The 12,958-nt window shown below is 65.8% G+C and carries 10 protein-coding genes; 5 read left to right on the top strand and 5 right to left on the bottom strand.

All coding sequences use genetic code 11. The features are described 5' to 3' along the window. Nucleotides 1–239 precede the first annotated feature (239 nt). The 4 genes from AB0C78_RS49815 to AB0C78_RS49800 all read right to left on the bottom strand — a co-directional run bounded on the left by AB0C78_RS49815 (nt 240) and on the right by AB0C78_RS49800 (nt 4,869). The gene (locus AB0C78_RS49815) at nt 240–785 is read right to left on the bottom strand and encodes a hypothetical protein (protein WP_360762581.1); all 546 of its coding nucleotides are present in this window, start codon (nt 783–785) and stop codon (nt 240–242) included. 236 nt (nt 786–1,021) lie between these two features. Further along, on the bottom strand, nt 1,022–3,166 hold the full coding sequence (locus AB0C78_RS49810; protein ID WP_360762578.1) for a hypothetical protein: 2,145 nt from the start codon (nt 3,164–3,166) through the stop codon (nt 1,022–1,024). A 371-nt stretch (nt 3,167–3,537) separates the two neighbouring features. Beyond that, nucleotides 3,538–4,074, bottom strand: a complete 537-nt coding sequence (locus AB0C78_RS49805; RefSeq protein WP_360762575.1) for a hypothetical protein — start codon at nt 4,072–4,074, stop codon at nt 3,538–3,540. A gap of 288 nt (nt 4,075–4,362) precedes the next feature. Continuing rightward, complete coding sequence (locus AB0C78_RS49800; protein WP_360762572.1) at nt 4,363–4,869, bottom strand: hypothetical protein; 507 nt, start codon at nt 4,867–4,869, stop codon at nt 4,363–4,365. Nucleotides 4,870–5,418: 549 nt separating this feature from the next. Between AB0C78_RS49800 and AB0C78_RS49795 the strand changes: the two genes are divergently transcribed. The 4 genes from AB0C78_RS49795 (at nt 5,419) to AB0C78_RS49780 (ending at nt 10,757) form a co-directional block, all read left to right on the top strand. Then, nucleotides 5,419–7,029 carry an AAA family ATPase gene (locus tag AB0C78_RS49795; protein ID WP_360762570.1) on the top strand — a complete coding sequence of 537 codons (1,611 nt, stop codon included), beginning with the start codon at nt 5,419–5,421 and terminating at the stop codon, nt 7,027–7,029. Then, nucleotides 7,016–8,104, top strand: a complete 1,089-nt coding sequence (locus AB0C78_RS49790; protein WP_360762567.1) for a UvrD-helicase domain-containing protein — start codon at nt 7,016–7,018, stop codon at nt 8,102–8,104. Before AB0C78_RS49795 ends, AB0C78_RS49790 begins: the two co-directional genes overlap by 14 nt. A 437-nt stretch (nt 8,105–8,541) precedes the next feature. After that, nucleotides 8,542–9,582, top strand: a complete 1,041-nt coding sequence (locus AB0C78_RS49785; RefSeq protein WP_360762564.1) for a phosphotransferase family protein — start codon at nt 8,542–8,544, stop codon at nt 9,580–9,582. After that, nucleotides 9,579–10,757, top strand: coding sequence for an acyl-CoA dehydrogenase family protein (locus AB0C78_RS49780; protein WP_360762562.1), 1,179 nt, complete (start codon nt 9,579–9,581; stop codon nt 10,755–10,757). Before AB0C78_RS49785 ends, AB0C78_RS49780 begins: the two co-directional genes overlap by 4 nt. A gap of 49 nt (nt 10,758–10,806) precedes the next feature. Here the strand turns inward: AB0C78_RS49780 and AB0C78_RS49775 are convergent, their stop codons facing one another. Further along, nucleotides 10,807–11,934, bottom strand: a complete 1,128-nt coding sequence (locus tag AB0C78_RS49775) for a CaiB/BaiF CoA-transferase family protein (protein ID WP_360762559.1) — start codon at nt 11,932–11,934, stop codon at nt 10,807–10,809. 135 nt (nt 11,935–12,069) lie between these two features. Here AB0C78_RS49775 and AB0C78_RS49770 point away from each other — a divergent pair, with 135 nt between their 5' ends. Further along, complete coding sequence (locus tag AB0C78_RS49770; protein ID WP_360762556.1) at nt 12,070–12,819, top strand: SDR family NAD(P)-dependent oxidoreductase; 750 nt, start codon at nt 12,070–12,072, stop codon at nt 12,817–12,819. The last annotated feature ends 139 nt before the right edge of the window (nt 12,820–12,958 follow it).

The following is a 12,958-nucleotide window of genomic DNA, read 5'->3' as shown; positions in this document are numbered from 1 at the left end:
GTTCGAACAACTCCCACAACTCATCAGGAACCAGACGCTCCACCATCGACACGGCAGGATCCTACTGATCGCCCCAAATGAAACGACCTCTAAGATCCAAAGCCACAGTGACAGCGCCCGCGACCGTCTCCACGATCACCACGAGGATCGGCGACGAGGCGCTGCGGCTGGACCTCCGCGAAGACCGCGTCGGCGGTTGAACCAGAGTTGGCCCCAGGGCGCTCCGGCGTCGCGAATGGTCAACGGTGCATTGGGGGGTCTGGCTGAGGGGGACCCGTGTGGTGGAGGATGTCGAACTGCTCGACTTGGCGCTGGTCGCCGAGCGCGACCAGGCCTTGCCTCAACACGAGAAGTAGATCCCTCTGCTGGGTGTCCGACAGCCGCTCCGCGAACGTCTGAAGGAGGCGCGCCGTGGTGATCCAGCGCGACTCCGGATCCCACCACCGAACCTCGTCGAGGAGCCTTTCGACCTGGCCGAGGTTTCCCAGTCTTCCCTCCGCGTCCGACGAGCTTGCCAGCGCGTAGATCCGCGCGTTGGCCGGGTCGCGCAAGACCTCGCTCCGGATGAAGTCAGCACGGGCTTTGGCTTGCCTGCGGGCCAGTTCATCCAATTCCATGTCGTAGAGTTGTCGCTCGATGCTTTTAGCGGATCGTTCGGTGGCCTCGTCCACGGCGAGGTCGACACTTACTGCTACGACCTCTAGTCCTTCGTAAACGCAGGGGAACCTCCCGGCGAGAGCGGCGGCGAGGCGATGCTCGGCTGCCGAAACGCGCAGTACGCTCATGGACGGAGCCTCTGCCTCAATCGCCCTGTTCACGAGATCTGCGGCACGCCAGTGAGCCCCTACGGGGGCAGCCGCAAATCGGCGTCGCCACGTCACCTGAATTTTGGCGTCGAAGAACAGCCCTTCGTGGCGGCTGCGGAGACGATCGGGATAGATGTAGGTGGCCAGTGCCGTCCATCCGCCGTCGGCCGATCCGGTGTGCTGATCGTCCCGTCCGCGGACGGGTTTCCGTCCTCTCATGCCTCGGAGCCCACGCCGACACGCTCACCGGGGTGCGTCAGGTTGCGATCCAGTCGCCTCGTGAGCCCGTTGTACACCTTCTCCCGAGCGTCCAGGTCCGGAGCGGCTTCATCGCGCCAGGTGCTCGCGTGCTTGCGCAACAGGTCTCGGCGTTTGCTGGACGACGCGCCGTCTGGACCGCGGGCGGCCAGTTGGAAGGTGTCGAGGACAAGGGGCGCTAACTGCTGGTACCGCGCCGCGGTCTCGAACCACGATCGCATGGTCTGTTCCACTTCGCCGGCCGGGCCGCGCTCTGGGGCGGCGTCGAGCAGGACTCCCCAGCATGTGGCCATGTCCTCGTGCTTGGGGGCGAAGTCTCCGTCTTGGCCGGTCAGCAGCACCGGTGCCTCGTCGCCGCCCTCGGAGGGAGCCTGCGCGATGACCAGAAAGGCGCGCTGACCGGGCAGCGTGCTCCCTTCCGTGACGGCGCACCAGCCGACGACCTCGTTGAACAACGTCGTCCGCACGGACGGGTCCGCCCAGAGGCTGCGGACCGCGTCGCGGAGGGCGTCGGCCACCGAAGCGTCCTGGGAACGACCGACATGACTGAGACGGACCAGAGCTTTGCCCGTGTGCGCCCTGCCGAACTCCCGTGCGCACACGGCCGCGACGACTGCTCGCAGCGCGGGCGCCTCCTGTCTGGACCACTTGAGCAGCATCGTGTGAAGGTACTTGGAGCTTGGCGAATCGACTGATGCCGCATCGATCGCATCGATCAGTATCGGGAAGAACTGCTGGCCGCGCTGATCGCGTACCGCGTACCAGGCGGTTGCGAGCTTCTCCAGAGGAACGGGGCGTTGGTGGCGAACGGCCCAGCGCAGGGCAAAGGAGGTGATGCGTTCGGCGAGCCGTTGCCTTTCTGCTGTCGAGATGTTCTCCATGGCCTCACGCGCTTCGGCTCCGGGGACCCTGGCCAGCCACTCACAGAACGGGATCCGGGCCAGTGGACGGTCGAGCCAGAAATACTCCAGTGCGGCGTCGTCCCAGGCAGGCCGGTCGAAGGCGATGGTCTCCTCCTTGGTGACCTTTGCCTTGATCGACGCGACGAGTTCGATGATGCCAGGAGCGGCCTGCCCTGCCGCGCGCGTGTCGCATTGCGGGTCGAGTTGGTGGCCCAGGGCCACGGCCCGCTCGTAGATGTGGCCGATCGGTGCGTTACGAAGAACTGAGGCAGCGACCAGAAAGTCGCGTTCGAAGCTCGATCGCCCTTCCTGCACGTGCCATGCGAGCAGGTCCTCACGCCAGTCGTCACACGCCGCCACGACCGCGGCGACTTGATCGGGAAATTCGTCCACGGGTTCGGCTGGCGCCCCGTCAGCACGGCGCGGCGCTGCGGCGACCCGGGCGAGGGCTGCAGTGTGGACGCTGACGATGCGATCGACTATCTCAAGGACGTCCAGCGGTGCGGACCGCTTGAGTCGCGCGGCGATCTTAGGTTCCTCGACCCACCGGCCCGCCCGGGAACCCAGGCCGGAGGCGGCAAGCCAGCGTTCGGCGATGGCGTGTGGTGGCGCGTTAGTGAAGGAGTGGCCGAGGGCACGGTCGTCCACGCCGAGTCTGCCGACACGGTGCCATTGCTGAGGCCGCGTCAGGACGATCAATCGGCAGTCGCGCCGCCGCAGGACCTCTGACAGAGCAGCGATCTTGCTCCCGAAGCCTTCGGATACCCGGGGGCCCGTCTCCGGATCGTCTTCTGGCAGCTCGAGGACGAACCCGAGACGCTCCTTCGCAGGCAGTCGATCGAGACGGAATTCGGTGGAGCCTCCGAAGGGTATGGTGTGCGCCTCCACGATGAGCCGTGCATGGAGCAGCGCGGCCAGCGTCGCGTGAGCGGTGATGGTCCGACCGTGTTCGGGGCCCTGGTTGAGCACCAGCACCGAGCCGGGCTGTCGGAGCCGCCCGAGCAACGATGGGAACTCGGCTGGCGGAGCGAAGATCCGCTGGACTGCCTGCAGGTACTCCGGCCTGATCTCGGTGTGGTCGAGCAGGCTTCCGTGCACGACCTTGATCGCGTTGATCTCGCCATAGTTCAGCAATGCGCTCTGCCGGATGCCGGTCAGCGTCTTCCGGATGCGCTCGTCGAGACCGGACTGGTCGAACACCGCGTCTAGGTTCTCGTCCCCGGTGCCCTGAGGAGGGAGGTTCTCCCCGAGGGGATTGGCGGCATGATCGCCAGGGTCCGTCTCCGGCGGCGGAGACGCTGCGCCTACGGCCTCCGCCCCTGGAGGAGTTGTGGCTGGTGCCCAAGCGGAGAAATCGGTCTCTGGTGCCGGTTCGAACCCACTCGGCGCCGGTGCCGTGCCCGGTCCGAGTGGCGGGCCAGCGGCGGAGACACTGCTCCCTTCGGCGTCCTCGCCCTGCCCGTCTTCGGTCTCGGAGCCCTGCCAGTCCCTTCGACGAGGCCAGCGGCGACCGGTCGACTGACCCTCCGGCCATCCCTGCTGAGGCGGGCCACTGTTGTCAGACATGCGGATCAGCCGATCGTTCCATCAATCTCCAGGCCGGTTGCCTCTGCTCCGTTGCCGACGTTCCCCAGCCCTTGAATGATTCGGACGTCGGCATTCTCCGCAACTCCCCGTGCACGCACCCCGCGCAGATGCCCGTCCACGGTTTCGGCGGTCTGGAACACGTCGACGACGGCTCCGCTGCCCCGGGGCTTCCGCTTTTCACCGGGACCGAAGGCAAAGCCCATGCCGTAAACCTCCTCCAGTTCTTCGCGTATGCGGCCGAGGAAGCGCCGTAGGTCGTGGTCGCTCCCGTTCAAATGCTCGTTCTGCTCCAAGCCCCGCAGCCAAGTTGCGTACTCGACGAAACGCCGTACGCGGTCTTCGTTCATGCGTTCCGTGTGAGGCGTCAACTGACTGGTTTCACTACCCGCTTCCTCTTGTTGACCAGTGCTGCTGCGTCCGGCCCTGCGGTCCAGTGCGGCACTGACCCGATTGTACATAAACGTGACTGCGCCACTCAGGGCTGCGCCCTCAAGGAAGGGGAACGACAGCGGGTCGGTCATGACTCACTCTCCAGGTTGAAGCCGCACGTTGCTGCACGCCGAAGCCTCCGGTCTCCGGACCATGACACTATACGTAAATACCCCCCGGCAGGAGAAGGGAGATCCATGCACAGATGGTCGCGTTCCTATCGGATTGTAGAGCTCCGTCGCCTGACATTGATATGTCGCCCACGAAGGGATTCCTGATTGTTCCGCGCCTCATGACTTCCAACCACACATCGACCGGATGTGGTCGGAGCGGGAGCTGTGTACATCCGCGGAGGCGCTCGCTTCGATTGGGTCTCTTCGCTATCGGGCCCACACACTGCGTTGGTCGAACGGCACCGGCAAGGGAAGGCCGATGCCGGCCCGCGTCGGCACCACGGCACGTCGGCGCTCCACCGAAGCACTGGTCACCCGGACTCGCGACCGTAGCGCCCGGTCAGGGGCGAACGCGGGTGGTTTTGGCGAGCGGGAAGCCGGCCGCTTGACCTGTGCACCATCCTGCACGTCGTCCAGCCTCCGCCGATAGCTGCCCGCATAGTCTTCTGCAGCTCGGAGCGAGCGCCGAAACGCCGGTCCCCTGATGTGTATCCAGTCCTCCTCCTTGTCGTTAATGATCAGGAGCACCTGAACCTGACGGCGCTTGGCCTTCTCGACGCTCTCGCGGAACGTCTCGACCGCCGAGGCGTACTCCTTCACGACGGTGTGGCGGTTGTCGAGGAACTCCTTCCGACCGCGGCCGTTGAGGCGGTAGGTGCCGAACAGCGCGTTGGTGTCCAGCACGGCGAGGCCGGAGGCGAAGCACTTGCTCACGGTGTCGTGGCCGGGCGGGCGCAGGACTGGGAGAGGGCGCGCAGCCTACCGTTCGCCGGCTGCTCGGAGTCTGCGACTTCTTCCGGCTTCGCGGTGTCTGGGGCGGCCGGAGGTCTGCTCGGGGGAGTCGTCCACGGTGGGCAAAGCTCGTCACCTGATCTCTGGGGCTGCGACGGGATTCCTGCCGGTTCGGGAGGGCGTCCGGTGGAACGGTGGAGAGGAGGAGTCGCAAGGCTCCTCCCCTTGGTGGCAGGGGCTCGGCTCACTGTGGCCGCAGTGGCCTCCTTGGCCTTTGCGGTGTCCTCCGGGGTTGCCAAAGGCGCCGGGGGATGGTGGGACTGTCTATATCCACTGGTTCGGAATGCCCATGATTGTATTCATGTCGGACTAGTCAACTTGGGTGGTTGTTGGTTATAGGTTTGCTTGGTGTCGCTGCATGGTGATAGGCATGCTCCACCGCCACATGATCTCGCCGTGGTCGTGTGCTGCCATCGTTCCCCAGCGCGCAAACGGTGCATCTGACACGAGGTTCATCGACTGGGGGCGCGTGTGCTGTCGCGTATCGTGATCAAAAACTATCGGGTGTTCCGGGACTTCGAGCTCGCCTTCAATTCCGAGATGAACATCCTGGTCGGCGACAACGCCGCGGGGAAGTCGACCTTGATCGAGGCAGTCGGCCTGGCTATGACCGGGCGCCTGCACGGTAGGCAGATGGCTCAGGAGCTCTCTCCCTATCTGTTCAACGGGGGAGCGGTAGCTGAGTACCTGACCGCGGTGCGTGCAGGAGGGAAGCCTGCGCCGCCGGAGATCCTCATCGATTTGTTCCTGGCCAAGAGCGACCAGCCTGAGGTCAATCGACTGTGCGGTACCAACAACCTGCTGAAGAGCAACGATCCGGGTGTGCGGATCCGGGTCACGCTGAATGAGGATTACCGTCACGAGTACGAGGAGTTCCTCAAGGAGCCGGATCAGGTGCGGCTGGTGCCGACTGAGTACTACAAGGTCGATTGGCTTGACTTCGCAGGCAATAGAATCACGGCTCGGAGCATCCCGGGAAGCACGGCGCTGATCGATGCATCCGCCATCCATCTGCAAAGCGGCGTGGACTTCTACCTGGACGGGATCCTCAGTGCCAACCTCTCCCCCGAAGAGCGGGTACGGCTCGCGCGCGCCTATCGGGGCCTGCGCGAGCAGTTCTCCGCCAACTCCTCCATTGTCAAGATCAACGAGCGTCTGCGTGCAGCACCCAGTGACGTCAGTGACCGCGAACTCACCCTCGGGATCGACGTCTCCCACAGGGCGCGCTGGGAGAACGGCATCGTCCCGCACCTGGACGACCTGCCCTATCACTACGCGGGAAAAGGTGAGCAGAGCACCCTGAAGATCCTGCTGGCGCTGGACCGGCGCGAAGAAGAGACCCGCGTCGTCCTGGTGGAGGAGCCGGAGAACCATCTGTCATTCACTAACCTGGGCAGGCTGGTCAAGAAGATCGGTGACCGGTGCGCCGAGCAGCAAGTGTTTATCACCACCCACAGCTCGTTCGTGCTGAACAAACTCGGGCTTGACCGGCTCGTCCTGCTCACCGGCGCCAGCGGCTTCGGCCTGGCCGACCTTCCCGCCGGCACGCAGGACTACTTCCGCAAGCTGTCAGGTTACGACACGCTGCGCCTCGTGCTGGCCCGGCGCGCCATCCTGGTCGAGGGCCCCTCCGACGAACTCGTGGTCCAGCGCGCCTACCATGACGCCCACGACGGCAGGATGCCCATCGACGACGGGATCGATGTCATCAATGCCCGCGGCCTGACCTTCAAACGCTTCCTGGACATCGCGGCCCGCCTGCCCGACATCCAAGTCACCGTGGTCACCGACAACGACGCAGAAGACGGCACCATCGTCCGCTCCCGATACGCGGCCTACACAACATACGACAACGTCACTGTGTGCGTGAGCGACGACACCAGTTGCCCGACACTGGAACCCCAGATGGTGAAGGCCAACGGCGCCGACCGGATGAAGCAGATCCTCGGTCTTAGCGGCAGCATGACCGATGAGGAACTGGCCACGCACATGAAGAACAACAAGACCACCTGCGCGCTGGCGATCTTCGAAACCGGGCTCCCCGTCACCATGCCGGAGTACATCCGCGATGCGGTCGCATAACAACCGGGCGATCATCGCCGCCGCAGGCTCCCGCAAGACGCAGCACATCGTCGACCAGGTCCTGGCCGACCCCCACCAGCATTCCCTAGTCACCACCTATACCACCGAGAACCTCACCGAACTGCGCAGCCGCCTCAGCATCGAGCACGGAGTCCCACCCGCTCACGTCGACGCCCGTGGCTGGCTGACGTTTCTGCTCAACGAATGTGCACGCCCCTACCAAGAGGCGGTGTTCGGCGAAGTCGGCCTGATCGGTTCCCTGCACTTCGACAGAGACAACCGCAGAGTCCCCAAGAGCGATTCCGAGCGCTACTACCTGGACTCCAACAAGGACGTCTACCGAGACAAACTCTCGGACCTGGTCTGCACTGCCAACACCGCCTCCGGCGGGCTGGTCGTCAACCGACTCGCAGGGATCTACGACCACATCTACATCGACGAAGTACAAGACCTGGCCGGCTACGACCTTGAACTCCTGGACCTGCTGTTCGCCTCACCCATCGCCGTGACCCTCGTCGGTGACCCACGCCAGGGCACGTACTCGGCCAACGACTCCAACAGGAACCGCAGGTACCGGCGCGGTGGCATCACCGACTGGTTCAAAGAACGCACCGACCGCTGCTTCGTCGAGGAACACACCACCAGCTACCGCTGCAACCAGCAGATCTGCGACTTCGCCGACGCCCTCTACCCCGACCTGCCCCGCACCCTTTCCAAGAACAACGACCTTACCGGCCACGATGGCATCTTCTACATTAGGCCGGCAGAGGTGACCGCCTACGTCGAGCGATACCAGCCGACCGTTTTGAGACACAGCCGCAGGACCGATACGCAGGGGCTGACGGCGATGAACTTCGGACAGTCCAAGGGGCAGACGTTCGACCGTGTCCTGATCTTCCCCACCGCACCGATGAAGACCTACCTCGCCAAGCGCGACCCCGCGCAGGCCGGCGACCTGGCCAAGTTCTATGTGGCCCTCACCCGCGCCCGCCATAGCGTCGCCTTCGTCGCAGTGAAACCAGAACCCAGACTGCAGGGAGCCTCCTGGTGGAGCAGTGAGCCTTGTCCACCTTGATCGCGCTGGTCACGGGGTGGTGGCGGTAGGTGGACCTGGCCGGCGACGCGGTGAGCCCCCTGGTGGATGCGAAGTCGACCAGACAACCGCACTGTCAGGAGCCTCTGGTGTTGTTCTCAAGGGAGCTGATGACGGAGAACACCGCCGTCGTGGACCTCAACCTCGCCGCTGAAGATCCTCCCGCATCGGCGAGATCGCTCCAAGAGGCGGCCTCGGCGGACGCCTCGACTGAGGCTCCGCTCGGCAGGCTCGTGAGTCCGGGCCTGGCCTGGCGGAGGTCCGGTAGCGAAACCACGCGTCAGTGGAAGGTTGGCCTTCCATCGGCCCCTTCGGCAGTTGTACGCCAGGAGTCATACTAGGTTATCTAAGTTATTTAAGATAACCTGGAGTGGATGTTGCTCGCATGACATCCGCGTGGCGGTGCAGGAGGGGTGTGGATGGGCGGGACGTTCGCGGGTGTGGATCTTCGTGCAGTCGAGGCGTGGATGGTCCGCACCGGCTTAGGTAAGGGGCCTATCGCCAAGGTGGAGCCGCTCCTCGGCGGAACGCAGAACGTCATGGCTCGCATCGTCCATGACGGGCGGGAGTTCGTCCTCAGGCGCGGGCCTCTGCATCCGCGGGCGGGAAGCAACGCCTCGATCCTGCGCGAGCAGCGGGTGCTGCGGGCGCTCGCCAGGACCGCGGTACCGCATCCACGCTGGATCGCCGGATGCGACGACCCCGAGATTCTCGACGGCTCGGTGTTCTACCTCATGGAGCCGATCGACGGATTCAACGCCGGGGTCGAGCTGCCCGCACCGTTCGCCGACGACAGTGCGCTCCGCCACCGGATGGGCCTGGGCATCGTCGACGCCTTGGCCGAACTCGGCGCAGTGGACCATGTCGAAGTCGGGCTGGCGGACTTCGGGAAGCCCGAGGGATTCCTCGAACGACAGGTACCGCGATGGCGGCGGGAACTCGAGTCCTACCGGTCGCTCGGAGGGGGCGACGGGCTGCCGGGGGTCGAGGAGGTCGGCCGCTGGCTGGAGGCGAAGCAGCCCGCGAAGTACGTCCCGGGGATCATGCACGGTGACTACCACTCCGCCAATGTGCTCTTCTCGCGAGAGAGTCCGAACGTTGCGGCGATCATCGATTGGGAGATGTGCACGATCGGTGCTCCCCTCCTGGATCTCGGCTGGCTGCTGGCCACGTGGCGGCTACCCGGAGCGCCGGGGGTATTCGGTGGCCCCTTCTTGCGCAGCGACGGGCTGGCCACGCCCGGTGAACTGACCGAACGGTACGCAGGCCGTTCCAGCCGAGATCTGTCCGATCTTCCCTGGTACACCGTCCTGGCCTGCTACAAGCTCGCGATCATCCTCGAGGGAACGGATGCGCGGGCTCGGGCGGGCCTCGCCGACCCGAAGACCGGGGCTGAACTGCATACGACCGCGCTGCTGCTCGTGGACCGCGCCCATGCACTGATGAACGGAGAATCATGATCGATTTTGCGATACCCGAGGACCTCGCCGAGCGTCGCGACCGGATCAGGACCTTCGTGGTCGAGGAGGTCCTGCCCTACGAGACCGATCCTCGGCTGACTCAGCACGGTCCTAACGACGCGCTGCGGCAGGAACTCGTCGAGCGCGCGAAAAAGGCCGGGTTGCTGACCTTCCAGGCGCAGCGGCGCTTCGGCGGTATGGAGCCGTCGCACGTCGAGCAGGCGGTGCTGTACGAGGCCGCCGGCTGGTCCACTCTGGGCCCGGTCGCCCTCAACTGCGCGGCTCCCGATGAGGGCAACATGTTCCTGCTGTCGAGGATCGCCAACGACGAGCAGATCGAGACGTTCCTGAAGCCCGTGATCGACGGCAGGCACCGCTCGGTGTTCGCCATGACCGAACCGGGAGGTGCCGGCTCGGATCCAGATCAGCTTTCGACGACGGCCGTCTTCGACGGGTCCGACTACGTCATCAACGGAAGGAAGTGGCTCATCACCGGGGCGAACGGAGCCGGCACATGGATCATCATGGCCAGGGTCGAGTCCGGTGCCCACGGTCCCGGTGGACCGACGCTGTTCCTCTGTGAGGGGGAGACCGCCGGCATCGAGATCGAACGTGTCATGTCCACCATGGACCGGAACTACGTCGAGGGCCACGGCGTCGTCGTGCTGAAGGATCTTCGGATCCCGGCCGCCAACGTGCTCGGCGAGGTGGGGCAGGCCCTCCGATACGCCCAGCTCCGGCTGGTGCCGGCCCGGCTCACGCACTGCATGCGCTGGCTGGGCGCGGCTGAGCGTGCCCAGGCCATCGCCACCGAGCATGCACGGGCGCGGACCGCGTTCGGAAAGCCCATCGGTGAGCACCAGGGCGTGGGGTTCCTTCTCGCGGACAACGAGATCGCGCTCCAGCAGTGCCGACTGGCGATCTGGTGGGCCTCCTGGCAGCTCGACAACGGGGCCAAGGGCCGTCACGAGAGCTCCATGGTCAAGGCCATGGTGTCCGAGGAGCTGTTCAAGGTCGCCGACCGTTGCGTCCAGGTGCTCGGCGGCTTCGGCGTTTCGGACGACACTCCGGTTGCGATGATCTTCCGAGACATGCGGGCGTTCCGGCTCTACGACGGGCCCACGGAAGTGCACAAGTTCGCCATCGCCCGCAAGGTCCTCCTCCGCGGGACGTGACCAAGGGCGAGACGACGGCGGGGCCCGCACCTGGGCCCCGCCGTCGGTGTCACCCCGCTTGGATCGCCGCGCCGGAGGAGAGCAGGTCGTCGGCTTCGTGGACGGACCAGTCAGCGAGCACGGCTGCGGTGTTGGTGCCACGAGCGCCGAGGAAGGGCGCCGGCGAGGTCGGGGTGGCCGAGAAGCGCGGCGCTGGCGAGGGGGCAGTCGCCCCGTCGCGGAAGTGGTGCGTTGAGCGTCCTGCGAGTTGGGGGTCATGAGGCGCTTCGCCCCAGGTGAGAACAGGCGCGGTGCAGGCGTCGCTGCCGTCGAAGTGGCGCTCCCACTCGGCGCGTGTCCTGGTCGCGAAGCGATCCGTGAAGGCAGCGCGCATCTCCGGCCAGCGGTCCCGCTCCCACTGTGCGTCCTCCCACTCGGGGAGCTCCAGAAGGCGGACGAGTTCGCTGAAGAACTGGGGTTCCAACGCGCCAACGGTGAACCACTTCCCGTCGGCGGTCTCGTAGATCGAGTAGAAGGGGGCCCCTCCGTCCAAGAGGTTCTCGGCACGACCGTCGGTCCAGCCGTTCTTCTCCCGCTCGGCCCAGATCATGGAGGCCAGATGGGTGGCGCCGTCGACGATGGCTGCGTCGACTACTTGGCCGCGGCCGGTAGACCGTGCAGCGCTCAGCGCCGCGAGCACCCCCACTACCAGGTAGAGCGAACCGCCGCCGAAGTCTCCTACCAGGTTCAGCGGTATCGTCGGCGGCCCCGCGGCCGGCCCGATGGCGGCGAGCACGCCGGTCAAGGCGATGTAGTTGAGGTCGTGCCCCGCCGTGTGCGCTCGCGGCCCGTCCTGTCCCCAGCCCGTCATCCGTGCGTACACGAGGGCGGGGTTGCGTGCCAGGGCGGGCTCCGGTCCGATGCCGAGCCGTTCGGTCACGCCAGGGCGCATGCCCTCCAGCAGGACGTCGGCCTTCTCGATCAGCCTCAGCACCGTCTCCGGACCCTTCGGGTGCTTGAGGTCGACCACGACTGATCGTCGCCCGCGGTCCAGCACGTCCTCGAACGCAGGGGCCTTCGGACGGTCCACACGCACGACATCGGCGCCCAGTTCGGCCAGCAGCGTCGCGGCCATCGGCACGGGGCCGAGCCCTTCCAGCTCGATGATCCGGACGCCTGACAGCGGACCTTCGCTCATTCGCTCCTCCTGTAATAGATAACCTAGTAAACCATGTGGGGTGGGAGTGGGCGTCGAACGCTGGTCCGGGCCCGGGCGTGCACTGCTTTCGTCGCCCTCCCCAGTGACCGAAACCACGGAAGCGAGGAGAGTTCGGTGCGCGAACGGTTCAAGGGGAAGGTGGCACTGGTCACCGGAGCTTCGTCGGGGATCGGGGCTGCGACGGCCGCCGCTCTCGCGCGGGAGGGAGTGGCGGTCGCGGCGGCCGCCCGCCGGGCCGATCGGCTTGAAGCTCTCCGTGACACGCTCGCCGCCGAGGGCGCTGTGCTGCTTCCCGTCCCCCTCGATGTCGCCAGCGAGGAGAGTTGCGAGGAGGCGGTGGAGCGGACCACTCAGGAGTTCGGAGTTCCCGACATCCTGATCAACAATGCCGGGGTGATGATGTTGGGCCCGGTGCTGAGTGCGGATACTGCGGACTGGCGGCGGATGGTCGAGACGAACGTCCTCGGGCTCATGTACCTGAGCAGGGCCGCGCTCCGGCTGATGGCCGGGCGCGGTGCTGGCGACATCGTGCAGATCTCTTCCGTCGCCGCACGACGAGCGGAAGCGGGTACGGCCGTCTACACCGCGACCAAGTGGGCGGTGAACGGGTTCAGTGAGGCGCTACGTCAGGAGGCGCTCAAGCATGGAGTTCGTGTGATGGTCATCGAGCCCGGGATCGCGACCACGGAGATCGCCGACCACATCACCCACGACCGGGTCCGGGAGCAGGTCAAGGAGCACTACGGCTCGTTTGAAGTGCTCAGCCCCGAGGACGTGGCATCTGCGATCCTCTATTCGTTGGAGAGGCCTTCGCATGTCACGGTGAATGAGCTCCTCATTCGGCCGACACTTCAGCGCGAGTAGGAGACGGCCCCGACTGGCATTGGCGTGCTCGCCCGGGCGGGTAGGCGACGTGCCCTGGACGCACAAAGGGTGGGGCCCGGCACCGCCGGACAGCCCCCGCAACGCCGGGCGCGACCGAAGGCCCCGCCCGCGCGGAGGG

The organism is Actinomadura sp. NPDC048394, assembly GCF_040651755.1.
In the GTDB taxonomy this organism is placed as follows: Bacteria; Actinomycetota; Actinomycetes; order Streptosporangiales; family Streptosporangiaceae; genus Spirillospora; species Spirillospora montaniterrae.
The sequence above is the reverse complement of the archived record's forward strand: the minus strand, read 5'-3'. Positions and strand labels throughout refer to the sequence as shown.

Coding starts and splice junctions, on each gene's coding strand:
- AB0C78_RS49815 (WP_360762581.1), bottom strand. CDS start 785: ATGAGCGTACTGCGCGTTTCGGCAGCCGAGCATCGCCTCGCCGCCGCT.
- AB0C78_RS49785 (WP_360762564.1), top strand. CDS start 8,542: ATGGGCGGGACGTTCGCGGGTGTGGATCTTCGTGCAGTCGAGGCGTGG.
- AB0C78_RS49790 (WP_360762567.1), top strand. CDS start 7,016: ATGCGGTCGCATAACAACCGGGCGATCATCGCCGCCGCAGGCTCCCGC.
- AB0C78_RS49780 (WP_360762562.1), top strand. CDS start 9,579: ATGATCGATTTTGCGATACCCGAGGACCTCGCCGAGCGTCGCGACCGG.
- AB0C78_RS49805 (WP_360762575.1), bottom strand. CDS start 4,074: ATGACCGACCCGCTGTCGTTCCCCTTCCTTGAGGGCGCAGCCCTGAGT.
- AB0C78_RS49775 (WP_360762559.1), bottom strand. CDS start 11,934: ATGAGCGAAGGTCCGCTGTCAGGCGTCCGGATCATCGAGCTGGAAGGG.